The organism is Methylococcus sp. EFPC2 (assembly GCF_016925495.1).
Lineage (GTDB): Bacteria > Pseudomonadota > Gammaproteobacteria > Methylococcales > Methylococcaceae > EFPC2.
The window spans coordinates 1,219,409-1,241,745 of record NZ_CP070491.1; the positions used below are offsets into that span (position 1 = coordinate 1,219,409).

A 22,337-nucleotide genomic window follows, 5' to 3' on the forward strand; every position below is an offset into this window, starting at 1 on the left:
ATTATCCCGCATCGCCGAAAGCCGGGATATAAGCAAACCGCGCGCCTCATTTACAATACCGCCGTTCGATTCGGAAATTTCTAATGCGCGTACATCTCAAGACCTTGGGTTGCCGTCTCAACGAGGCGGAACTGGAAACCTGGGCGCTTCAATTACAAGCCGAAGGCCATCACATCGTGCCGGAGAACGGCGAAGCCGATTTGGTGGTATTGAATACCTGCGCGGTGACCCAGGACGCGGTGCGCAAATCGCGCAACCTGATACGCCGGGTTCACCGGGCGCATCCTCAGGCCAAGCTGGTGGTGAGCGGGTGCTACGCGACCCTCGATCCGGATGCAATCACCCAAGCACTGGGCGTCGATTTGGTCGTGAGCAATGCCGATAAGGCGCGGCTCATCGACATCGCCAAGGAAAAACTGGACCTGCGTGCGATGCCGGCCTATTCGACCGAACCGGGCGAAGCCTCGCTGTTCGCCATCGGTCGCCAGCGCGCCTTCGTCAAGGTGCAGGATGGCTGCCGCTACCGCTGCACCTTCTGCATCGTCACGGTGGCGCGGGGGGAGGAGAGCAGCCGGCCTATCGACGAAATCGTGCGTGAGGTTGCCGCATTGGAGGCGCAAGGCATCCAGGAAGTCGTGCTGACCGGCGTGCACCTGGGCGGCTGGGGCGCGGATTACGGTTTGAATCTGGAAGACCTGGTCAGGGCTTTGCTGGAGCGGACCGGCATTCCCCGCATACGGCTGGGTTCGGTGGAACCCTGGGAATTGTCCGACGGATTGTTCGAGCTGCTCGCCCATTCCCGCCTGATGCCGCATCTCCATCTGCCTTTGCAGAGCGGCTCGGACGCGGTGTTGCGCCGCATGGCCCGGCGCTGTCGCACGCAGGAGTTCGCCGAACTGGCGGCCAAGGCTCGCGCCGCCGTCCCGGATCTCAACATCACCACCGACATCATCGTCGGTTTTCCGGGCGAGACGGAACAAGAGTGGGAAGAAAGCCTTGCATTCATCGAAGCCATGCGCTTCGGCCATGTCCATGTTTTCACCTATTCCATCCGCGAGGGGACCAAGGCCGCGACCCTGCCCGGCCAGGTCGACGGCGCGGTGAAGAAGGCGCGCGCCCGGGTTTTGCACGAACTGGCCGAGCGCCACAAGCGGGACACGCTCGCCCGTTTCGTCGGCCGCGAGCTCCCGGTGCTGTGGGAGCACCGGCGGGAAAGCCTGGCGGACGGCCGGGGACGGTATGCGGGCTATACGAGCAATTATCTGAAGGTGGAAGCCTGGTTTCCGCCGGGATACGACCCCAGCAAGCGTATCGGCGACGCATGTCTGACCGGCTTGGCGGAAAGCGGCGATTACCTGGAAGCGGAGTGGCTCGGGCGATAGTCGCCGGCCCGCCCGGCTTTCGGGATCAGCCGAGCGAGGCTGGCCGATTCCGGTGCCGGGAGTTTTGCTTCGTCCGCCGGTAAAAGCGATGTTCCTTCCCGGGCGCGGGTCCGCCAGTCCTCGACATAACGGTCGAGCGCGTCGCGGACGGCCAGTTCCACGGCCAGCAAGCCAGCTTCGACGCCCGCCCGCAGGCCTTGCAACGCCGTCTTTTCCGCCGAAGGCTTGAGCCGCTGATGTACGAACCAGGGCAGCAGCCAGGTGATGGCGATGAGCAGGCCGGCATGAATGGCGAAATCGGTGCCGAGATAGCCGCTGTGGGTCTTTTCGCTTTGGTAGAACGCGTTCACCACGTCCCAGCTCACCCAGCCGATCGCCGCGAGCGGCAGCAGCCAAGCGCTCAGACCGGACAGACGCAGGCAGAATCGCCTGAGGTTGCCGCCGGGTCGCGCCAGGGCGTGGCGCAAGCCGCGCCGCGCTTCGCCCAGCACCAGGCGCCGGGCCTTCGGGGCGATTTCGCTCAGACGCGTACGCAGCGGTGCAACGGGAAGCTCGCCGGCCGATTCCAGCACCAGCCGGTCGAGCGCATCCTGCAACTCCATGCCGGCCCATTCGTCCCATAAGACGCCGTCGGGTTCGGGACGATCCGCCGGAGGTTCGTCCAGGCTGATGCGCTTGTCGAGCGCACTGGCCTCGCGCGCGACGAAACCGCGCGCCACTTCCTGAACCGGCCATTCCAGACCGGCGCGCAGGCTTTTCGCCGTCTCCCGCCAGATTTTCGCCCAGCGCTCGGGCAAGGCATCGATCCGCTCTTCGGCGCCCAGGCCGGCCAGCGCGCCGTGCAGGGCGGCGGTCAGCTTGGCGCGGCGCAGCGCCAGGTTGCGTTGCGCCAACTGGTCGATGACGTGGCGGTCGGCCAGGGATTTCACCTGGTCGGCCAGTTCGGTGAAATCGTCCGGCCGGCGCCGCTCGGCGGGTTCCCGGCTGTCGGTGCGGAACAGGATGGGCTGCTCGAAACCGCCTTGCCGCAGCAATCGGCCGAAGTCTTCGAGCTGTTGCGGATGGCCGTGATCCCAGTGGTTCATGACGAACAGCCAGGCGTGGCTTTGCACCTGCTCCAGCAGGATCCGCCAGCCGCGGTCGTCGCGATAGCGTTCCGGACTGACCACGTAGATCAGCAGATCGATATGGGGCAGCCAGGCCAGCACGGTGTCGCGGTTGCCGGTTTCGATGCTGTCGACATCGGGCATGTCTATCCACAGCACCGGCCGCAGGCTTTCGTCGTGGTGCCGGGCGGTGCGGACGCGTTCTAGCGGGAAATGCTCCGGCAGGCGTTTGAGGTCCAGGCTGTCGTGCAGATAGAGCGAGACTTCCCGCGAGGTGGGGCGCTCCACGCCCGTGCGCGCGATGGCCTGGCCGGCGAGGCGGTTGATCAGGGTGCTCTTGCCCGCGCCGGTCCCGCCGAACAAGGCCACGACCAGGGGGCGGTGGCTGGCGTCGTCGAACAGGCTGGCCGGCGACTGATCGGTCAGGGCGTCGAGAGCGCCGACGGCGCCCGCGTCCAGCCAGCCTTCCGCGTGGGTTTTCCGCGCCCAGGCCTGGGCGGCGGACAGTTGGCGGCGAAAATCGTCGGACATCGTCGAATGGGCCGGACGGTCTCAGCCGCCGTTTTCCAGGTTGCCCGCGTGCAGGCCGCATTCCTTCTCGGCCGCCTCCTCCCACCACCAGCGCCCTTCGCGTTCGTGCTGGTGCGGCAGCACGGGCCGGGTGCAGGGCTCGCAGCCTATGCTGACATAGCCCTTCAGATGCAGTTCGTTGGTGGGCACTTCACCGGCGCTCAGATAATTCCACACCTGGGAAGAGCTCCAGCCGGCCAGCGGATTGAACTTGTAGAGCGGTTTCTCGGGGGATGAAAAGCTGCTGTCCAACTCCACTTCACGGACTTCGGCCCGGGTCGGGTTCTGATCCCTGCGCTGGCCGGTGATCCAGGCATCCAGGGTGGCGAGCCGCCGTTTCAGCGGCTCGACCTTGCGGATGCCGCAGCATTCGTGGTGGCCGTCGCGGTAGAAGCTGAACAGGCCTTTCTCGTCGACCAGGCGGCTCAGGGCCACGGCGTCCGGGCAGAGCACTTCCAGGCGGATGTCATAGCGCTCGCGCACCGTTTCGATGAACCGGTAGGTCTCCGGGTACAGCCGTCCGGTGTCCAGTGTGAAGACCCTGACGCCCGGCTTGAGGCGGGAGGCCAGGTCCACCAGCGCCACGTCCTCGGCGCCGCTGAAGGATATGGCGATGTTTTCGAAACGGGCGAACGCCGCCTTCAGGATGGCGCGTGGACTGGCGCCGGAAAGTTCGGTTTGCAGGCCGGCAAGGTCGAAGGAGGGATCGCTCATGGGCATGCCTCTTAAGGTTGCGCGAGATAGCGGTGCAGAAATGTGTCGAAATCCACGTCGTCCGCGGCCTCGATGCGGGCTTGCTCGTCCCATGATTCCCGCGCTTCTTGCCGGAGCTTCTCGCAGAATTCGTCGCGGGGCACCTGGGCGCGAAAGCCTGCGGCGTGTCCCTTGGACAGATTCAGCGCGTATTCGCCGAACGACAGTTTTTCCCGCTGCAAATCCGCCAGCACCCGCGCCGACGGGGTGTTTTCGTCGTCGGCCAGCACCTCGTTCAGCCGGCGCAGGCTGTCTACATAGGGCTTGGTGTCCTTGCCGTCGTCCATGGCATGGGCTACGGCCGTCATCGCCGCGGCGAGCTCCCCGGCCCAGCTTTTCAAGCCCACCGGGCCGCCGCGCCGCTGCAGGGTGAAGCCGGGGGTGCGTCCACAGCAGGCGACCGAGAGGGCGTTACGGTCGCAGACGGACTTTTCTTCATGGCTCAGCGCTGGGCTTTCGAGGAGCAAACAGGTCAGCAGGAACACTTCCAGCAGGCGCAACTGGTCGGCGCTGGCGCCGGCCGGCGCGTAGCAATCGAGGTCGACCGAGCGCAGTTCGACGTAGCGTATGCCGCGCCGCCGCAAGGCGGCCGTGGGTTTCTCGCCGGACAGCGCGATCTGCTTGGGCCTCACCGGGCTGTAATATTCGTTCTCGATCTGCAGAATGTTGCCGTTGAGCTGGCGGTATTCGCCGTCGACTTTCACGCCGATCTTTTCGTAAGCGGGGTAGGGCGTGTGGATCGCCCGGCTCAGGCTGGCGACATAGGCCTCCAGGTGGTTGAAGCAGATTTCCAGGCCGGCCTGGCTGTCGTTGCGGTAGCCGATGTCGCTCATGCGTAGCGAGGTGGCATGGGGCCGGAAGAGCGTGGCCGGACCGAGGGTGGGAAAGCCCTGGGCCAGGGTTTCACGTCCCTTGAAGAAGGACGCGCAGAAGGCCGGCGAGGCGCCGTACAGGTAGAGTATCAACCAGCCGTGCCGGTGTATGTTGCGGATCAGGCCGAAATACTGGTCGGAAACGAAATGCTCCAGCGATTGTTTGATTCCGAGGGCTTCGCGCAGTGCCGGCCAGAGCGCTTCGTTGACCGAATAGTTGAAATGGATGCCGGCGATCGCCTGCATGGCCCGCCCGTAGCGCCATTGCAGGCCCTGCCGGTAGACGCGTTTCAGTTTGCCGATGTTGGAGCGGCCGTATTCGGCGATCGGTATGCTGGCATCGCCGTCGATTTCGCAGGGCATGGACGTGGCCAGCAGGCTTTCGTCGCCGATGTGGCGGTAGACGAAGCGGTGCAGTTCGGCCATGAAGTCCAGCGTGTCGGCCGCGTCGGCGAAGGGGGGGGTGATCAGCTCGATCAGCGCTTCCGAATAGTCGGTGGTGATCCACGGATGAGTGAGGGCCGCGCCCAGATCGTGCGGATGAGGGGTCTGGGCGACGCGACCTTCGGGCGTAATGCGCAGGCTCTCCTTTTCCAACCCCTTCAGTCCACCGTTCAATAAATGCAGTTGTCCGGCCTGGGCTAACAGGCCCAGGCGGTGATCGATGTTGATGTTCAAGTGATAAAAATCCGAGTCGCTGTGACGGGGCGGGGTTCCGGGCGGGCGATTATAACAAGGCGGAGGGCGCCGTCGCCGGCAGGAGCGCTACCAACTGAACAGGACCCATTGCGGCACTTGCATCTGTTTTTCGACGTCACGCCGGCGCGTTTCCAGGTTGCCGTCGCCGTCGGTGTCGACGAGGTAATAGGCCGGGCCGATGCTGGGCTTGATCTTCACCATATAGAGATGGCCATGGACGCGGTATTCCTCGATGAGATCCTTGCCCTTGCGGATAATGGTCACGTCCGGCTCCATATTCTCGCCGCTTTGCACCTGCGGCGGCAGATCGGGGACTTCCGGCAGCGGCTCCAGCCGGTCTGCGGGGGATTTTTCCACTGCGCCGGCCTGGGCGGCATAAACCAACAGCAACGATGCGATAATGCGTGACATGTTGAACGCTCCCTCGGTTTGCGGACGGGTTGATGACCTCCTCATGATATTACAGAACACGCCATCATGCCCGGCCGCTCATGGCCCGGCGTAGCGATCACAGCCGCGACGAGTTGCGCGACTTGGCGCTCGACGCTGCGGAAAGCATCGTGGAAAGAGACGGGGTGGAAGCGCTGACCGCTCGCCGGATCGCCGGCGAGATCGGTTACACCGCAGGCAGCCTGTATCTGGTGTTCACCAATCTGGACGATCTGTTCGTGCAGCTGAACGCTCGCACCCTGGCGCGTCTGGGCCGGGAACTGGACGCGTCGGCGGAACGCGATGCCGCGCCGACCGGTCGCATCGTGGCCCTGGGGCGGGCCTATCTGCGCTACGCGGCCCGCCATCCGGCGCGCTGGGCGCTGCTGTTCCGCCGCCGTGACCAGGAAATGGACAATTTGCCGGAATCGTACCGCGGCCAGGTCCGGGCCTTGTTCGAACGGGTCGAAATACAATTGCGACGGCTCGACGGCCGGCAAAGCGAGGAAGACGTGCGCCTCGCCGCCCGCGCTCTGTGGAGCGGCGTGCACGGCATCTGCACCCTGGCGGCGACGGAGAGCCTCGAAGTGGCGGGCTCCGACCATGTGGAAAAACTGGCGGAAACCCTGATAGCCTGTTTCCTCGCCGGCTGGGCCCGCCCTCTCGAGCCTCTCGTCTGATCCGCTCGCCAGGTTGCGGGGCAACAGCCTGTTAACTCAAGGTCGCTCCGCCGCTCAGGCGTAGCCGGCCTCCAACTGATACCATAAACGCCTCAACACAAATTTAAGGAGTAGCTGTCTTGAAGCCGGCCTTGGAAATCGATACCCCCATGACGCGCGCCGAACTGCGCGCCAGCTTGTCGCTGGCCGGGATCTATATGCTGCGCATGTTGGGGCTGTTCATGATACTGCCGGTGTTCTCGCTCTACGCCCGCGACCTGGCCGGTTCGACGCCGTTGTTGATTGGCCTGGCGATCAGCGCCTACGGCCTGACCCAAGCGATCTTCGGCATCCCGTTCGGCATGTGGTCGGACCGGGTGGGCCGGAAACCGGTCATCGCCTTCGGTTTGCTGATGTTTGCCGGCGGCAGCGTGGTCGCCGCCTTGGCCGATTCCATTTACGGCGTGATCGCCGGCCGATCCATCCAGGGCGCCGGTGCGGTCGCGGCCGTCGTGATGGCCTTGGCGGCCGATCTGACCCGCGAGGAACACCGCGTCAAGGCCATGGCGCTGATCGGCGTCAGCATAGGCATCTCGTTCGCGGTTTCCATGGTGGCCGGGCCCATCATCACCGGCTGGATCGGCGTGCAAGGCTTGTTCTGGTTGATCGGCGCCCTGGCGCTTTCGGGTTTGGCCGTACTGTACTGGGTGGTGCCCAATCCGGCCGAGAGCGTTTTTCATCGCGATACCCAGGCGCTGCCGGCGCAGTTCTTGACGGTGCTGCGTGAGCCGGAACTGCTGCGGCTGGATTTCGGCATCTTCTCCCTGCATCTGATACTCACGGCCACCTTCGTGGTTTTGCCGCTGGTGTTGCGCGATTTCGTGCATCTGGAAACGCCGCAGCACGGTTATCTGTATCTGCCGGTATTCGTCTTATCCTTGCTGGCCATGGTGCCTTTCGTCGTCATGGCGGAAAAGAAGCGCAAGATGAAGGCGGTATTCCTGAGCTTCATCGGCCTGATCGCTGTGGCCGAAGCGGGCCTGGTGGTGCTGGACGACAGCCTGTTCGGGATAGGCTTCCTGCTCTTCGTGTTTTTCACCGGCTTCAATTTGCTGGAAGCGACCTTGCCGTCGATGATATCCAAGGTCGCACCGGCCGATCTGAAGGGGACCGCCATGGGGGTTTACTCCACAGCCCAGTTTCTCGGCGCTTTCGTCGGCGGAACCTCCGGGGGCTGGATATACGGTCATTACGGCCTGAACGCGGTATTCATACTGGGTGCGGCGGTCGCCGGCCTCTGGCTGGTGCTGGCTTCTGGCATGCGGGCGCCGCGCCATGTCAGCACGCTGCTGGTGCGGGTCGGTGCCATGGCGGAGGATCAGGCCCGCCTGTTGTCCGAGCAGTTGCTGGGCGTCGCCGGGGTGGCCGAAGCGGTCGTGGTGGCCGAAGACGGCGTGGCCTATATCAAAGCCGACAAGCAGTTGCTGGACCGTTCCGCGCTGGAACTCCTGCTGGCGCCCGCCGAGGCAGCCTAGCTCGGTCGCCGCGCCGGCGCGCGAACCTCTTCGCCGCTTGCGGTTCTAACTATTTCAAGCGGCCCCGATGGGTGCTTCCGCGAGCGAGCTGCTTGCGGATAATCCGGTTGGGCATTTTGCAGGCTATCGAACGAGTGTACCCATGAACGAGCAAGCAACCTCGATCCGTCTTTCGGTGTTGGGCATGCGTTGCGCCGGCTGCGTTTCTGCGGTGGAAACGGCCTTGCGCGAGGTGCCGGGAGTGATTTCGGCGGACGTGAACTTCGCCGACCATACCGCGCTGGTTCAGGGTAGCGTCGAACCCGAGTCGTTGAAGAAGGCGGTGCAGGAGGCCGGCTATGATGCCGCCGTCATGGAGGGACTGGAAGACTTGAGCGGGCAGGAAGAGCAGGAAGAGAAGCGCTATCGCGTGCTGCTGAACAAGGCGGGCGTCGCCGGCGCGCTGGGTTTGCCGCTGATGCTGGGTGCGCACCTGGGCTGGTTTCCGCTCCTGGGTAGCGCGTCCGGCAGCCGGTTCTGGTCCGTGGTGTCGCTGCTGACGCTGGCGGTGCTGTATTACGCCGGCGGGCATTTCTACAGCGGCGCGATCAAGCTGCTCAGGCTGCGGCAGGCCAACATGGATACGCTCATCGCCCTGGGCACGGGCGCCGCATGGTTTTATTCGACGGTGGCCATCGATTTCTCGTCCATACTCCCCGCCGGGTCCCAGCACGCCTATTTCGAGGCGGCCGCCGTCATATTGGCCTTCATCAATCTGGGATCGGCACTGGAAATGCGCGCCCGCGGCAAGACGTCGTCGGCCATCCGCCAGTTGATCGGGCTGCAGCCGCGCACCGCCCGCGTGGTACGCGATGGCCGGGAACTGGACGTGCCCATCGCCGACATCGGTCTGGAGGAAACCCTGCGCGTGCGGCCGGGCGAGAAAGTCCCGGTGGACGGCACGGTGTTGGAAGGGCATTCCAGCATCGATGAAGCGATGCTGACCGGCGAGTCCATACCGGTGGAAAAAAGTGTGGGCGACGAGGTCATCGCCGGCACGCTCAACCAGTCCGGCACCTTTCTGTTCAAGGCGACCCGCATAGGACGCGACACCGTCCTGGCCCATATCATCGCCAGTGTGCGTCAGGCGCAGTCCAGCAAGCCCGCCATCGCGAGGTTGGCGGACAGGGTCGCGGCGGTCTTCGTGCCCGTCGTGGTGGCAATCTCGGCTTTCACCTTTCTGGTGTGGTGGGTTTTCGGGCCCACGCCGGCCTTGGGCTATGCCTTCGTCACTGCGATGACTGTGCTGGTCATCGCCTGTCCCTGCGCCCTGGGTTTGGCCACGCCCATTTCGGTCATGGTCGCGGTGGGGCGCGCGGCGCAGAAAGGCATACTGATACGCAACGGCGATGCCTTGCAGGCCGCCGGCCGCCTGACCTGCGTGGTGTTGGACAAGACCGGCACGGTCACCGAGGGCCGCCCGCGCGTGGCGACGGTGGTCGCCGGGCAAGGCCTGAACGATGACGAGGTGCTGGTATTGGCCGGCAGTCTGGAATCGGGCTCCGAGCATCCGCTGGCGGGTGCCATCCTGTCCGAGATCGAAACCCGGGGCTTGGCGCTCAAATCGGTGGAAGACTTCCAGGCGGTGGCGGGGCGCGGAGTGTACGGTCGTATCGACGGCCACAGCGTGCGCTTGGGCAACCGGGCCTATCTGGCGGAAGCCGGCGTGGCGGCGGGCGCGCTGGACGGCCGCATCGACGAACTGGCGGCAGGGGGGCAGACGCCGGTCTTGCTGGCGATCGACGACCAGGCCGTGGGCATTATAGCCATCGCCGATCCGATCAAGGCCGACTCGCGCGCCGCGGTCGCCCGTTTGCTCGAACAAGGCGTTCGGGTGCTGATGGTGACCGGCGACAATGAAATCACCGCCAGGGCCATCGCCCGCGAGGCGGGCATAACCGAGGTCAGGGCGCAGGTGTTGCCGCAGGACAAGGCCGAGGTCGTGCGCGCCCTGCAGGCTCAGGGCGAGGTCGTGGGCATGGTGGGCGACGGCATCAACGACGCGCCGGCCCTGGCCCAGGCCGACGTGGGCTTCGCCATCGGCGCCGGATCCGACATCGCCATCGAGAGCGGCGATGTCGTCATCATGCGCGGTTCACTGCACAAGGTGACGGATACCATGGCGCTGTCGAAGGCGACGGTGCGCAACATCAAACAAAATCTGTTCGGCGCATTCATTTACAACACCTTGAGCATACCGGTCGCCGCCGGCCTGCTTTATCCCGCCTTCGGCTTGCTGCTCAATCCCATGATAGCCGGCGCGGCCATGGCCTTGTCCTCGGTGACCGTGGTGAGCAATGCCAATCGGCTGCGCAGCCTCTGAGCGGCCGGCAAACCGGCGCGCTCAGAGTCGGGCGGCCAGCAATACGGTCAGGGTGTGACTTTGCACTACGACGGAATGTTGCCCCAATAGCGGACGTCCCGGGGTGTGGACGTACAGGTCGTCCCCCGCGGCGGCGCTGGTGTCGATTGCTTTGTGCCAGACATGGTCGCGCGGTGTTGCGGGAAGCGGAAAATCGACGTTATGGGCGTTAGGGTTGATAAGCAGGCAGATCTGGGCGTCGTCTGCCTGACCGGTGTGGATGTGGCATCCCAGGGCGGATTCCTCGCTCCAGTCCGGCACATGGCCCGTCGGACTGAACCAGGTGATCTCGTCGGCGCGGTAAAACTGCTCGCGTGAAAGCAGCTTGTGCTTGCTGCGAAAGGCGATGAGCCCGCGGGTGAAGTCGAACAGCTCGCGGTTCCGATCCAGCAGCGACCAGTCGAACCAGGAAATCTCGTTGTCCTGGCAATAGGCATTGTTGTTGCCCCGCTGGGTCCGGCCGAATTCGTCGCCGCCCAGCAGCATGGGCACGCCGCGCGAGAGGAAAAGCGTCGCGAGCATGTTTTTGCGTTGCTTCAAACGCAGGCGGTTGATCTCCGGGTTGTCGGTGGGACCTTCCCAACCGTGGTTGGCACTGTGGTTATCGTCCGAGCCGTCGCGGTTTTCTTCCCCGTTGGCCAGGTTGTGTTTGTACTGATAGCTGACCAGGTCGTTCAGGGTGAAGCCGTCGTGGCAGGTGACGAAATTGACGCTGTTGATCGGCGCCTTGCCGCTATGTTCGTAGACATCGGCGCTGCCGCACAGCCGGCTGGCAATGGCGCCTGCCAGCCCCTGGTCTCCCCGCCAGTAGCGGCGCACGTCGTCGCGGAAATGGCCGTTCCATTCCGACCAACGTTCGCCCGGAAAGCGCCCCACCAGGAAGGCACCACCGGCGTCCCAGGCCTCGGCGATGAGCTTGACCTCGCGCAGGATGGGGTCTTCCGCGATCGACTCCAGCAACGGCGGGTTGGCCAGCAGCTGACCGCTGCGGTCGCGGCCGAGTATCGAGGCCAGGTCGAAGCGGAAACCGTCCACATGCATCTCGACCACCCAGTAGCGCAGGCAATCGAGTATGTAGTTGCGCACCACCGGGTGGTTGCAGTTGAGCGTGTTGCCGCAGCCCGAATAATTCTTGTAGCGCTTTTTGTCTTCTTCCAGCAGGTAGTAGATGCTGTTGTCCAGACCCCGGAAGTTGAGGGTCGGGCCGGTTTCGTCGCCTTCCGCCGTGTGATTGAAGACCACGTCCAGCAACACTTCGATGCCGGCATCGTGCAGTGCTTTCACCATAGTCCTGAATTCGTCCACCTGACAACCGGGATAACGCCGGCTGCCGTAACCCTCGTGGGGAGCGAAAAATCCGATGGTGTTGTATCCCCAGTAATTCACCAGTTGCTCGCCGGTGAATGGATCCGTCGCGGTGAGCTCGCGGGGGTTGAAGGCCTGCAAGGGCATCAATTCGAGCGCATTGATCCCCAGTTCCTTGAAATAAGGGATTTTTTCGATCAGACCCAAAAAGGTGCCGGGCTCCCGTACCCGCGAGGACGGATGTAGGGTCAGACCGCGGACATGGGTTTCGTAGATGACCAGTTCCGACCAGGGGCGTTTGAGCGGGCGGTCTTCCTCCCAGTCGAAGCCGTTGGCGATGACCAGGCCCTTGGCGACGGTGCCGGAGTCTTCTTCCGAGTCCAGGCAGTTGGCCGAGAAGTCCCAGTCTTCCGGGCTGCTCAAGGCCGTGGAGTAGGGGTCCAGTAGGGTCAGGTGCGGTGCGAACCGATGCCCCTTGCTGGGTTCGTGCGGTCCATCGACCTTGTAGGCGTAGGCTTGGCCGCGGCTGGCGCCCTGGACGCACACGTGCCAGATGTCGCCAGTACGGTGATGGCGCGGGTCCAGTTCGATAACCTGGCATGGGGCGGTGTCGGCCGGCGAAGCGAACAGCAAGAGAGACACGCGGGTCGCGTGCCGGCTGAACAAGGTGAAGTTGATGCCGCCCTTGTATAGATAGACGCCGTGAGGGATGGGAGAGCCGCTGGTAATGGTGAACTGAGGTTTCATGGTGGCTATGTCGTCATTCAGGGGTACGCCGTTTTCCGGCGCCATAGCCGAATTCGGCAAGCGACCGTAAGAATCCTTGCCCGAGCCGCACATCCTCATATTCCGCGTACTCGATCGCGGCAGGAATATGGTAAGAGCCGCCCTGCACGCGCGCTGAAGTAAATGGCTCGGTAAGAATTGTACCAATCCCGTGGCTTATGATTAAGCGGGCGTACGCCGGAAACGGCGGTCGTACCCTAGACGGTGGGGATGCGCTACAGGCATGGGGATCGGAGTCAGCCGCAACCGCCGATTACCACTCTGACTTTTCTGCGTGTTGCGTAGTATTTGTCAGCGGAACGAATCACCGCGATCACGTCGCAGCTTTCGTTCATCTTGATGCGCAAGGATACGAAGGGATCCAGCTCCGGCGTTATCTCGAATCGTGCGGCCAGGGGCGCGGGATTCTTTTCGACGAACAGGGCCAGGGATCTGACGTCCGGGAGGGAGGTTTCCACGCTGAGAGGAACGATGGCGCCGTTCTCGGCGACTTCCGGTGCATCCAGAACGATGCGTTCGCTTTCGACCAAGGCCTGCCCGCCGGTTTCCAGGGCGAACGCCGCCTCGAGATCGGCGGACGGGATTTGCGGCTTCCCGATGATTGCGCGCGTGGCAGCCCAGCCGGCCGGAACGCCGGTCACGCCGGCCAAGGCCAAGCATTTGCAGGCGTTGTCCAGAAACCTTCGCCGTGTGAATCTCATGAAGATCGTCTCCGCTTGTGTACCTGGCCACGGGCCGCTAACCTGCCTTGGGGCGCTCAACCATTATCGGTGCGCGGGAGTTTATGTCCAGTATAAAAATACGTATTAAACGCCTCGATGCGGGGGTGCTCATACGCTTGCTGATCAGCCATCCGATGGAAACCGGCCGCAGGCGCGATCAGGATACCGGCCTGCCCGTTCCCGCCCATTTCATCCGTACGGTGAAAATCGAGCATGCGGGCCGCGTCGTCGCCGACTGCACGTTCAGCACGGCGGTTTCCCGCGATCCCTACCTTTCGGTTCGGCTCCGGGGCGGGCTCAGCGGCGAGACCGTCAAGGTCAGCTGGGTGGACAATTTGGGGAATGCCGACAGCGAGCAAGCCCTCATACCTTGACTCGGCTTGGGGAAGCGCGCGAGTGGCCTGGCTTCAGCCGGCAAAAATTCACCGCCGGCAGTCAAATTTCCGGCAAATCGTGATCGGGGCCGGGTCCAGTTTGAATTATCCTAATGATATTTCATAGTTTTTGTTATGGCACAAAATTCGCTTGAGAGTAGGTGACGGCTCCAGCCGACCCTCAGACGCGAGAAGAACATGAACTCCAAAAACGGCAATCTGGCGGTGCTCTCCCACATAAGGACGGAAAAGAAAATCGAGCTGCTGGACCATCCCTTGCATGAGATGACGCTGGCTTTGCAGACCACCTTACAGGTGGATGAATTGCTCGATCTGTTCAGCATACATCTGCAGCCGGCCGTGGCGCACGACAGCTATGTTTTCTTCGGCAAGATCGTGGACCTGGAATGGCGCGCCGGCAAAGGAGGGCGGCATACCTGTGCGTATACCCTGACGCTCGAAAACGACGTGCTGGGCGAGATTCGGCTGGCGCGGGCGAAACGCTACAGCGAAACGGAATTGGCGACGATCGAGGCCTATTTGTGCCGGATACTGTATCCGCTACGCAACGCTTTGCTCTATCGTCAAGCCTTACAGTCCGCCTATGTGGACCCTCTCACCAATACCCGTAACCGGACGGCGCTGCTGGGCACCTTTCGCCGGGAATGGAAGCTCGCCTCCCGCCATGGTTCGCCCTTGTCGGTCATCATGCTGGATATCGATCATTTCAAGTCGGTCAACGATAACCACGGCCACGACGCCGGCGACGCCGTCCTGAAAGCCATTGCCGGCGCGATCAAGGATTCGGTGCGTGACAGCGACATCGTGTTCCGCTACGGCGGGGAGGAATTCGTCATCCTGCTCAGCAACACGGCGGAAGACGGGGCGGCGCTGCTGGCCGAACGTATACGGTCGTCGCTGGAAAGCACTCTGGTACGTGTCGGTACGCAGCCGCCTCTGCGGCTCACCGCGAGTATGGGCGTCGCAACGCTGACGGCAGGGGAGGGCCAGGACGACTTGCTGAAGCGCGCGGATCAGGCGATGTACAAGGCCAAGAGCATGGGGCGTAATCGGGTCGCGGTCTCCTAGAACGACCCCGTCGAGGTAAGCGCCGGCTAGGTTGCTCGCCGCCTGCACCGTCGATGGACCTGGCCGGGCGGCGGAGGGACGGATGTGCGGGGAGCTTGGTTCTGAGCCCGACATGAGTTTGGCGATCGACGGCGGATACCGTTATGTTACCGTTACAGTCTTCGGCCAGACCGATCGCCCGGGTTCCCTCCGCCGGCAAAAATCGGGCAGACTTCCCGCCCCGTAGACCACCACAACGCACCGCGCCATGTTCAGACCGCCCTTATATCTCATCCTTGGCCTGCTCTGCTCGATCCACACGCCGTTCGGCTTGGCGGCCACCAAGAAACCGCCGGCAAGCAAACCACCCGCGGCTAGCACTCCGGCACCTTCCACCGATAAGCTCGGCATCGCCTACCTGTCACAAGCCCCGGCCGATTCGCCGGTGTTGCCGTTCTATCTGCAAGCGCCGACGGATCGGGGCGCGCAAGGCGCGCGTCTGGGTATCGTCGACGATAACACCACGGGTCGTTTTACCCGCCAGACTTACGCGCTCAAGGAGATACAACTCCCGTCCGAAGGCGACGTCGTGGTCGCGTTCAAACAATTGGTCACGGAGGGCTATCGCCACATCCTGGTCGATTTGCCGGGCACCCGGGTCGTCGAGCTGTCTCGTCTACCCGAGGCTCAAGGCGTGTTGATCTACAACGTCGGCAGCGCCGACGACAGTCTGCGCTCGGAAGGCTGTGCGGCGAATCTGCTTCATCTCTTGCCCAGCCGGGCCATGCTGGCCGACGCCTTGGCCCAGTATCTGAACAAGAAACGCTGGCAGAAAATATTCCTCGCGGTGGGGCCTGGCGAGGGCGACCGCCTCTATGCTTCGGCCATCAAGCGTTCGGCGCAACGCTTCGGGTTGAAGGTCGTGGCGGAAAAGACCTGGCAGCATAGCTTCGACGAGCGTCGCACGCCGGAGTCCGAGGTGCCGGTGTTTACCCAGGGTCCCGATCACGACGTCCTGGTGGTGGCCGACGAAGCCGGTTTATTTGGCGATTACCTTCCGTACCGGACCTGGTCGCCCAGACCGGTGGTCGGCAGCCAAGGCTTGGTTCCCAGCGCCTGGCACTACACCCACGAGATGTGGGGAGCGCTGCAGTTGCAGAATCGCTTCAGGGAACAAACCGGACGCACGATGAACGACCAGGATTATGCGGCCTGGCTGGCGGTACGCGCGATCGGCGAGGCGGCCAGCCGTACCCGGTCGGTGGATTTCGACAAGATCAAGGCTTATTTCGCCGGCGCGGAATTTTCGCTGGCGGGCTTCAAGGGCGTGCCGCTCTCATTCCGTGCCTGGGACGGCCAGCTGCGCCAGCCCATTTTGCTGGCGAGCCCGCGTTCCCTCGTGGCGGTCGCGCCCATAGAGGGTTTTCTGCATCCCAAGAACGAGCTGGACACCCTGGGTTATGATCAGCCCGAAACACTATGCCGTAACAGGCCTTGAGCCCGGTCCGCCCGCTTCGGGAAAAACTCCCGAACGCGTGGAAACGAAGCGGGGCACGCGCACGCGGTTTCCCGCCGCCGCCGCCGATATGGTGAAATAAGGGCCTGATATCCCTTGCATCCGCTCCTACTTCGTCACAGGAAACCTAGATGAAAATGATCCCGGCGCTATGGCTGGTTTTGGCCGGCGGCTTGGTCGCGTCCGCCCAGGCCGAGACGCTTTACATCACCTTGGAAAAGGACAACGCCTTGGCCGTCGTCGACGGCGCCAGCGGCAAACTGAGCAAGACCGTGAAGATCGGCAAGCGTCCACGCGGCATCGTGCTGGGCAAGGACGGCAAGCATCTCTACGTGGCGGTCAGCGACGACAACACCATCCAGGTGATCGACACCGCTAGCCTGAAAGTGGTCGGCAAATTGCCTTCGGACAAGGATCCGGAGACTTTCGCCATCGACCCGGCCGGCGAGCGTCTATACGTTTCGAACGAGGACGACAACCTAGTTACCGTCATCGACATCGCCAAGAGCAAGCAGGTCAAGCAGATCCCGGTCGGCGTGGAGCCGGAAGGCATCGCGGTCAGCCCGGACGGGCGCTGGGTCGTCAGCACCAGTGAAACCACCAACATGGCGCACTGGATCGATCGCGCGACGCTGGATATCGTCGACAACACCCTGGTCGACCCGCGCCCGCGCTCGGCTTCGTTCACGGCCGACAGCCAACAGCTATGGGTCAGTTCGGAAATCGCCGGGAATCTTTCGGTGATCGATACGGCCAGCCGGCAGTTGGTGAAAAAGCTGGGCTTCAAGATACCCGGTGTCACCCAGGAAAAGATCCAGCCGGTCGGCATCCAGATTGATCCGCAACGCCGTTACGCCTATGTGGCTCTGGGGCCGGCCAACCGCGTCGCGGTCATCGACGCGCAGAAGCTGGAAGTGATCGACTACCTGCTGGTGGGGCAGCGCGTGTGGAACCTGGCGTTTTCGCCGGACTACAAACGGCTGTATACCACCAACGGCGTGAGCAACGACATTTCCATCATCGACCTGGAAAAGCACAAGGTGCTCAAGTCGGTCGCCGTCGGCCAATATCCTTGGGGCGTGGCCGTCAAACCCTGAACCATCAACCGCCCGCGATACCCTCGCGCGGGCTCGAACCTGTCTTCAATGAATCATCATCATCCGGCCCTTGCGGTTAATCATCTCAGTTATGCCTATGGTCCCCGTAAAGCCCTGGATGGCGTGGGCTTTACGGTCATGCCCGGCGAATGCGCCATCTTGCTGGGGCCGAACGGCGCCGGCAAAAGCACCTTGTTCGCCCTGATCACCCGTCTCTACGAAAGCCCGGACGGCCACATCGACATCGCCGGCTTCGACATCAAGCGCCAGTCTCTGCGCGCCCTGAGCCGGCTGGGCGTGGTGTTTCAGCAGCCGACACTGGACCTGGATCTGAGCGTGGAGCAAAACCTCCGCTATCACGCCGCCCTGCACGGCCTGAGCGGCAGGCAGGCCCAGGCGCGCATCCAGGAAGAACTGGAGCGGCAAGCCATGTATGAGCGGCGCGGCGAAAAGGTGCGTCAACTCAACGGCGGCCACCGGAGGCGGGTGGAGATCGCCCGCGCCTTGCTGCACAACCCGCAAGTGCTGCTGCTCGACGAGCCGACGGTGGGCCTCGACGTCCCCAGCAGGCGGGCCATCGTCGACTATGTCCACGCGTTGTGCCAGGAACGCTCCATTGCCGTGCTTTGGGCCAGCCATTTGATCGACGAGATCGCTGCGAGCGACAAGCTTATCATGCTGCACCGCGGCCGCATTCGTGCCCTCGGTACGGTTTCGGAGGTGCTGGCGCTGACGGATGCGGACGACATCGCCGGCGCGTTTCAAGCCCTGACGCGGGAGGTCGCATGAGCATCCTGCATTATCTTCGCGCCCTCAAAGGCATCGTGGCCCGTGAGCTGTTCCGCTTCGTCCATCAGCGCGAGCGCTTCGTCTCGGCCCTGGTACGTCCGTTAGTCTGGCTATTCATCTTCGCCGCCGGATTCCGCGCCGCTTTGGGCGTTGCCATCATCCCGCCCTACGAGACCTACGTGCTCTACGAGGTCTACATTACCCCCGGCCTGCTGGGCATGATCCAGCTCTTCAACGGCATGCAGAGTTCGTTGTCCATGGTCTACGACCGCGAGATGGGCAGCATGCGCACCCTGCTGGTCAGCCCCTTGCCGCGCTGGTTCCTGCTGGTGGCCAAGCTGCTGGCCGGGGTGCTCGTCTCGGTCCTGCAGGCCTACGTGTTTCTGGCCATCGCCTGGTTCTACGACGTGCAAGCACCGCCAGCCGGCTATCTCACCCTCTTGCCGGCGCTGCTGTTGTCCGGACTGATGCTGGGCGCACTCGGGCTGCTGCTGTCGTCCTTCATCAAGCAACTGGAGAACTTCGCCGGGGTGATGAATTTCGTCATCTTCCCTTTGTTCTTCCTGTCCACGGCGCTTTATCCGCTGTGGAAAATCGAGGAATCCAGCGCACTGCTGCATGCCCTGGCCCACTACAACCCCTTTTCGCAGGCGGTGGAACTGATCCGCTTCGCCTTGTACGAACAGTTCGATCCGTACGCCTGCGCTTATACCTCGGCCGCGCTGGCCATTTTCCTGGCGGCGGCCATCGTCGGTTACAATCCTTCCAAAGGCATGATGCAACGCAAAGGCGGCGGACTATAAGAATGACTTCGAAAACCTGGCTGGTTACCGGCGGTGCCGGTTTCATCGGCGGCAACTTCGTGTTGCGGCAAATCGCGCGCGGCGACGCACAAATCGTCAACCTGGACGCGCTCACTTACGCCGGCAATCTGGATACCTTGAGCCGGATAGAAAATCACCCTGACCACCATTTCGTGCTCGGTTCGATCGGCGACCGGTCGCTGCTGGATTATCTGCTGGACCGTTATCAGCCGGATGCCATCGTCAATTTCGCGGCGGAAAGCCATGTCGACCGCTCGATCGACTCGCCCGAAGCCTTCGTACAGACCAACGTGCTCGGCACCTTCCATCTGCTCGAAGCCAGCCGGCACTACTGGCGAGCCTTGCCGCAGGAACGGGCCGAAAAGTTCCGCTTTCTGCACGTCTCCACCGACGAGGTCTACGGCAGCCTGGGCCCCACCGGCAAGTTCACGGAAACCACGCCCTATCAGCCCAATTCTCCCTACTCGGCGTCCAAGGCCGGCTCCGACCATCTGGTGCGCGCTTATTTCCATACCTACGGCCTGCCGACCCTGACCACCAACTGCTCCAACAATTACGGGCCTTACCAGTTCCCGGAAAAACTCATTCCCTTGATGATACAGAACGCGCTGGCCGGCAAGCCGCTGCCGGTCTATGGCCAGGGCGCCAACATCCGCGACTGGCTTTACGTGGAAGATCATTGCCGGGCCATCGAACGCGTGCTGGAGGGGGGGACGCCGGGCGAGGTCTATAACGTCGGCGGCAACAATGAGAAGACCAATCTCGACGTGGTGCACACCCTCTGCGATCTACTCGACGAGTTGTTGCCGGAATCGCCGCACAAGCCGCATCGTCAACTCATCAGTTTCGTCACTGATCGGCCCGGCCACGACCTGCGTTATGCGATCGATGCCGGCAAGATCCGGCGCGAACTGGGCTGGGAGCCCGAGGAAACCTTCGAAACCGGATTGCGCAAGACGGTGACCTGGTACCTGGACAACCGCGGGTGGGCGCAGCGGGTGATGGACGGCAGTTATCGTGGCGAGCGACTGGGACTGGAAGGTGATGCCATATGAGCGTGAAAGGGCGTAAAGGACTGATACTCGCGGGGGGCTCCGGGACGCGTCTGCACCCGCTGACCCATGTGGTCAGCAAGCAGTTGCTGCCGGTCTACGACAAGCCGATGATTTACTATCCCTTATCGGTCCTCATGCTGGCCGGGATACGCGAGGTGCTGATCATCACCACCCCACAGGACGCCCCCCTGTTTCAAAGCCTGCTGGGCGACGGCGGTCAATGGGGCATGGACATCCATTACGCCGTACAGCCCAAACCGGAGGGTCTGGCGCAGGCCTACGTCATCGGCGAGCATTTCGTCGACGGCCACCCCAGTTGCCTGATCCTGGGCGACAACATCTTTTATGGCCACGGATTCCAAAATTATCTGATGGACGCGGCGAGTCGGGAACAGGGAGCGACCGTATTCGGTTATTGGGTGAGCGACCCGGAACGTTACGGCGTGGCCGGTTTCGACGCGGAAGGCCGGGTCACCAGCTTGCAGGAAAAGCCGCTCAACCCGCCTTCGCACTACGCGATCACCGGTCTTTATTTCTATGACGGTCAGGTCGTGGACATGGCGCGACACCTCAAGCCATCGGCCCGCGGCGAACTGGAAATCACCGACATCAACAGCCTCTATCTCGATCAGGGCCAGTTGCGCGTGGACAAGCTCGGACGGGGTATCGCCTGGCTGGACACCGGCACGCATACCTCCCTGATGCAGGCCTCCAACTTCATCCAGACCATAGAAGAACGCCAGGGCCTCAAGGTGGCGTGTCCGGAAGAAATCGCCTGGAGCCAGGGCTGGATCGACAGCGAACAACTGGCGGTCCTGGCCGACTCACTCAACAAGAGCGCTTACGGGGCCTATCTGCGGCGCCTGCTGCAAGTCGGGCGGCCGTCATGATCGTCGAAAACACAGCGCTGCCGGGCGTTCTATTGATCCGGCCCAAGGTGTTCGGCGATCACCGCGGCTATTTCAAGGAAAGCTGGAACCGGCGCGTTTTCGCCGAGCACGGACTCAACCTCGACTTCGTACAGGACAATCTTTCCTACTCCGGTCGCGGCATACTGCGTGGTCTGCACTTCCAGAATCCGCAACCGCAAGGCAAGCTGGTTCAGGTGCTGCAGGGCGAAGTCTACGACGTCGCGGTGGACATCCGGCACGGGTCGCCCCATTTCGGCCGCTGGTTCGGCACCCGGCTGTCGTCCGAAAATCATCTGCAAATGTATGTGCCCGAGGGCTTTGCGCACGGCTTCTACGTACTCAGCGAGATGGCGTTGTTCGCCTACAAGTGCACCGGCCCTTACGCGCCCGAGTTTGAATATAGCCTGCGTTACGACGATCCGGGCCTCGGCATCGATTGGCCTTTGGACGTCCCGCCGGTGCTCTCGGCCAAGGATCAGGCGGCCGTGAACTTGAAAGACTTCCCCGTCGACAAACTGCCGCTTTACGTGCCGTGAAAATTTTATTGATCGGCCGTGAAGGCCAAGTCGCCTGGGAGTTGCGCCGCACCCTGGCTTGCCTGGGCGAGGTCGTCGCCCTGGATCGCCACTCGCATCCTCTGGCGGTCGATCTCGCCGATGCCGCTAGCCTGCGGGCCGCCTGCGCGGAAGTGAAGCCCGATCTCATCGTCAACGCCGCGGCCTACACCGCTGTCGACCGCGCCGAGGGCGACCAGGCCCTGGCTTACGCGGTCAACGCCGTCGCACCCGGGGTGCTGGCCGAACAGGCCAAGGCTCTGAATGCCGGTTTGATCCACTACTCCACCGATTATGTATTTCCCGGCGATGTACATGAGCCTCACCGCGAGACCGACGCCACCGGCCCGCAGTCGGTTTACGGCCGCAGCAAGCTGGCCGGCGAAACCGCCATCGCCCAGGTCGGAGCGTCCCACGTGATCCTGCGTACCGCCTGGGTTTACGGCATGCGCGGGCATAATTTTCTGCTGACCATGCTGCGCCTGATGAAGGAGCGAGAAGTGCTACGGGTGGTGAACGACCAGTTCGGCGCGCCTACCTGGAGCCGCCTGATCGCCGAAGCCACCGCGTTGTTGATAGCCCAGGCAAGCGAAGGCGAACGATTCGCCACGGGGGGGCGCGACGGAATCTACCATCTGAGCTGTGCCGGCCAGACCTCCTGGCATGATTTCGCCCAGGCCATACGCGAGCGCGGAATCGCCCAGGGACTGCTGTCGGACAACTGCGCGCGATTGGAAGCCATCTCGAGTGCGGAATATCCGACGCCGGCGCGACGCCCCGCCTATTCGGTTTTGTCCAACGACCGCTTGTCTGCCCACTATGGATTGCGACTGCCCGACTGGCGGGAGGCGCTGGCGCTATGCCTCGACGGAGCCAAAGAATAAGCCGGGGAAGAGGATGCCGATACGGTCAAGCCCGGATTATTCGTCC

At 63.0% G+C, this 22,337-nt stretch carries 20 protein-coding genes; 14 read left to right on the plus strand and 6 right to left on the minus strand.

Annotated features, from left to right (window positions below; translation table 11 throughout):
* Positions 1-83: 83 nt before the first annotated feature.
* Positions 84-1,382 carry a tRNA (N(6)-L-threonylcarbamoyladenosine(37)-C(2))-methylthiotransferase MtaB gene (mtaB, locus tag JWZ97_RS05160; RefSeq protein WP_205433742.1) on the plus strand — a complete coding sequence of 433 codons (1,299 nt, stop codon included), beginning with the start codon at positions 84-86 and terminating at the stop codon, positions 1,380-1,382.
* Here the strand turns inward: mtaB and JWZ97_RS05165 are convergent.
* The 4 genes from JWZ97_RS05165 to JWZ97_RS05180 all read right to left on the minus strand — a co-directional run bounded on the left by JWZ97_RS05165 (position 1,352) and on the right by JWZ97_RS05180 (position 5,793).
* The gene (locus JWZ97_RS05165) at positions 1,352-3,019 is read right to left on the minus strand and encodes a GTPase domain-containing protein (RefSeq protein ID WP_205433743.1); all 1,668 of its coding nucleotides are present in this window, start codon (positions 3,017-3,019) and stop codon (positions 1,352-1,354) included. The genes mtaB and JWZ97_RS05165 overlap by 31 nt on opposite strands.
* A 21-nt stretch (positions 3,020-3,040) precedes the next feature.
* Positions 3,041-3,772, minus strand: coding sequence for a phosphoadenylyl-sulfate reductase (locus tag JWZ97_RS05170; protein WP_205433744.1), 732 nt, complete (start codon positions 3,770-3,772; stop codon positions 3,041-3,043).
* A gap of 11 nt (positions 3,773-3,783) precedes the next feature.
* Complete coding sequence (gene gshA / locus JWZ97_RS05175; RefSeq protein ID WP_205433745.1) at positions 3,784-5,361, minus strand: glutamate--cysteine ligase; 1,578 nt, start codon at positions 5,359-5,361, stop codon at positions 3,784-3,786.
* Positions 5,362-5,448: 87 nt separating this feature from the next.
* Positions 5,449-5,793: a DUF2782 domain-containing protein gene (locus JWZ97_RS05180; RefSeq protein ID WP_205433746.1), complete on the minus strand. Its 345-nt coding sequence runs from the start codon at positions 5,791-5,793 to the stop codon at positions 5,449-5,451.
* A gap of 80 nt (positions 5,794-5,873) precedes the next feature.
* Here JWZ97_RS05180 and JWZ97_RS05185 point away from each other — a divergent pair, with 80 nt between their 5' ends.
* The 3 genes from JWZ97_RS05185 (at position 5,874) to JWZ97_RS05195 (ending at position 10,367) form a co-directional block, all read left to right on the plus strand.
* On the plus strand, positions 5,874-6,491 hold the full coding sequence (locus JWZ97_RS05185) for a TetR/AcrR family transcriptional regulator (protein WP_205433747.1): 618 nt from the start codon (positions 5,874-5,876) through the stop codon (positions 6,489-6,491).
* 119 nt (positions 6,492-6,610) lie between these two features.
* Entirely contained in the window at positions 6,611-8,005 is a 1,395-nt protein-coding gene (locus JWZ97_RS05190) for an MFS transporter (protein WP_371822598.1), read from the plus strand.
* 142 nt (positions 8,006-8,147) lie between these two features.
* Entirely contained in the window at positions 8,148-10,367 is a 2,220-nt protein-coding gene (locus tag JWZ97_RS05195; protein WP_205433748.1) for a heavy metal translocating P-type ATPase, read from the plus strand.
* A gap of 21 nt (positions 10,368-10,388) precedes the next feature.
* Here JWZ97_RS05195 and glgX read toward each other — a convergent pair whose 3' ends face one another.
* Together glgX and soxY are read right to left on the minus strand one after the other, a co-directional pair.
* Entirely contained in the window at positions 10,389-12,458 is a 2,070-nt protein-coding gene (glgX, locus tag JWZ97_RS05200) for a glycogen debranching protein GlgX (RefSeq protein WP_240342492.1), read from the minus strand.
* A 275-nt stretch (positions 12,459-12,733) separates the two neighbouring features.
* On the minus strand, positions 12,734-13,198 hold the full coding sequence (soxY, locus tag JWZ97_RS05205; RefSeq protein WP_205433750.1) for a thiosulfate oxidation carrier protein SoxY: 465 nt from the start codon (positions 13,196-13,198) through the stop codon (positions 12,734-12,736).
* Positions 13,199-13,281: 83 nt separating this feature from the next.
* Here soxY and soxZ point away from each other — a divergent pair, with 83 nt between their 5' ends.
* The 10 genes from soxZ (at position 13,282) to rfbD (ending at position 22,291) form a co-directional block, all read left to right on the plus strand.
* The gene (gene soxZ / locus JWZ97_RS05210) at positions 13,282-13,593 is read left to right on the plus strand and encodes a thiosulfate oxidation carrier complex protein SoxZ (RefSeq protein ID WP_205433751.1); all 312 of its coding nucleotides are present in this window, start codon (positions 13,282-13,284) and stop codon (positions 13,591-13,593) included.
* A gap of 198 nt (positions 13,594-13,791) precedes the next feature.
* Entirely contained in the window at positions 13,792-14,682 is an 891-nt protein-coding gene (locus JWZ97_RS05215) for a GGDEF domain-containing protein (RefSeq protein ID WP_205433752.1), read from the plus strand.
* Positions 14,683-14,929: 247 nt separating this feature from the next.
* On the plus strand, positions 14,930-16,159 hold the full coding sequence (locus JWZ97_RS05220) for an ABC transporter substrate-binding protein (RefSeq protein ID WP_205433753.1): 1,230 nt from the start codon (positions 14,930-14,932) through the stop codon (positions 16,157-16,159).
* A 149-nt stretch (positions 16,160-16,308) separates the two neighbouring features.
* Positions 16,309-17,274 carry a PQQ-dependent catabolism-associated beta-propeller protein gene (locus JWZ97_RS05225; protein ID WP_205433754.1) on the plus strand — a complete coding sequence of 322 codons (966 nt, stop codon included), beginning with the start codon at positions 16,309-16,311 and terminating at the stop codon, positions 17,272-17,274.
* Positions 17,275-17,322: 48 nt separating this feature from the next.
* Positions 17,323-18,063, plus strand: a complete 741-nt coding sequence (locus JWZ97_RS05230) for an ABC transporter ATP-binding protein (RefSeq protein ID WP_205433755.1) — start codon at positions 17,323-17,325, stop codon at positions 18,061-18,063.
* On the plus strand, positions 18,060-18,866 hold the full coding sequence (locus JWZ97_RS05235) for an ABC transporter permease (protein WP_205433756.1): 807 nt from the start codon (positions 18,060-18,062) through the stop codon (positions 18,864-18,866). The genes JWZ97_RS05230 and JWZ97_RS05235 overlap by 4 nt, the downstream gene beginning before the upstream one ends.
* A gap of 2 nt (positions 18,867-18,868) precedes the next feature.
* Positions 18,869-19,942, plus strand: coding sequence for a dTDP-glucose 4,6-dehydratase (gene rfbB, locus JWZ97_RS05240; protein ID WP_205433757.1), 1,074 nt, complete (start codon positions 18,869-18,871; stop codon positions 19,940-19,942).
* Complete coding sequence (gene rfbA / locus JWZ97_RS05245; RefSeq protein ID WP_205433758.1) at positions 19,939-20,832, plus strand: glucose-1-phosphate thymidylyltransferase RfbA; 894 nt, start codon at positions 19,939-19,941, stop codon at positions 20,830-20,832. The genes rfbB and rfbA overlap by 4 nt, the downstream gene beginning before the upstream one ends.
* Positions 20,829-21,389 carry a dTDP-4-dehydrorhamnose 3,5-epimerase gene (gene rfbC / locus JWZ97_RS05250; RefSeq protein WP_205433759.1) on the plus strand — a complete coding sequence of 187 codons (561 nt, stop codon included), beginning with the start codon at positions 20,829-20,831 and terminating at the stop codon, positions 21,387-21,389. The genes rfbA and rfbC overlap by 4 nt, the downstream gene beginning before the upstream one ends.
* Entirely contained in the window at positions 21,290-22,291 is a 1,002-nt protein-coding gene (gene rfbD, locus JWZ97_RS05255) for a dTDP-4-dehydrorhamnose reductase (RefSeq protein WP_240342493.1), read from the plus strand. Before rfbC ends, rfbD begins: the two co-directional genes overlap by 100 nt.
* The last annotated feature ends 46 nt before the right edge of the window (positions 22,292-22,337 follow it).

Bases quoted from the DNA above. Each gene is read 5' to 3' on its own strand.
- rfbC (WP_205433759.1), top strand. From the start codon at position 20,829: ATGATCGTCGAAAACACAGCGCTGCCGGGCGTTCTATTGATCCGGCCC.
- mtaB (WP_205433742.1), top strand. From the start codon at position 84: ATGCGCGTACATCTCAAGACCTTGGGTTGCCGTCTCAACGAGGCGGAA.
- JWZ97_RS05195 (WP_205433748.1), top strand. From the start codon at position 8,148: ATGAACGAGCAAGCAACCTCGATCCGTCTTTCGGTGTTGGGCATGCGT.
- JWZ97_RS05230 (WP_205433755.1), top strand. From the start codon at position 17,323: ATGAATCATCATCATCCGGCCCTTGCGGTTAATCATCTCAGTTATGCC.
- soxY (WP_205433750.1), bottom strand. From the start codon at position 13,198: ATGAGATTCACACGGCGAAGGTTTCTGGACAACGCCTGCAAATGCTTG.
- JWZ97_RS05225 (WP_205433754.1), top strand. From the start codon at position 16,309: ATGAAAATGATCCCGGCGCTATGGCTGGTTTTGGCCGGCGGCTTGGTC.
- JWZ97_RS05220 (WP_205433753.1), top strand. From the start codon at position 14,930: ATGTTCAGACCGCCCTTATATCTCATCCTTGGCCTGCTCTGCTCGATC.
- JWZ97_RS05215 (WP_205433752.1), top strand. From the start codon at position 13,792: ATGAACTCCAAAAACGGCAATCTGGCGGTGCTCTCCCACATAAGGACG.
- JWZ97_RS05180 (WP_205433746.1), bottom strand. From the start codon at position 5,793: ATGTCACGCATTATCGCATCGTTGCTGTTGGTTTATGCCGCCCAGGCC.
- JWZ97_RS05235 (WP_205433756.1), top strand. From the start codon at position 18,060: ATGAGCATCCTGCATTATCTTCGCGCCCTCAAAGGCATCGTGGCCCGT.
- JWZ97_RS05185 (WP_205433747.1), top strand. From the start codon at position 5,874: ATGGCCCGGCGTAGCGATCACAGCCGCGACGAGTTGCGCGACTTGGCG.
- rfbA (WP_205433758.1), top strand. From the start codon at position 19,939: ATGAGCGTGAAAGGGCGTAAAGGACTGATACTCGCGGGGGGCTCCGGG.
- soxZ (WP_205433751.1), top strand. From the start codon at position 13,282: ATGTCCAGTATAAAAATACGTATTAAACGCCTCGATGCGGGGGTGCTC.
- JWZ97_RS05170 (WP_205433744.1), bottom strand. From the start codon at position 3,772: ATGAGCGATCCCTCCTTCGACCTTGCCGGCCTGCAAACCGAACTTTCC.
- glgX (WP_240342492.1), bottom strand. From the start codon at position 12,458: ATGAAACCTCAGTTCACCATTACCAGCGGCTCTCCCATCCCTCACGGC.
- JWZ97_RS05165 (WP_205433743.1), bottom strand. From the start codon at position 3,019: ATGTCCGACGATTTTCGCCGCCAACTGTCCGCCGCCCAGGCCTGGGCG.
- rfbB (WP_205433757.1), top strand. From the start codon at position 18,869: ATGACTTCGAAAACCTGGCTGGTTACCGGCGGTGCCGGTTTCATCGGC.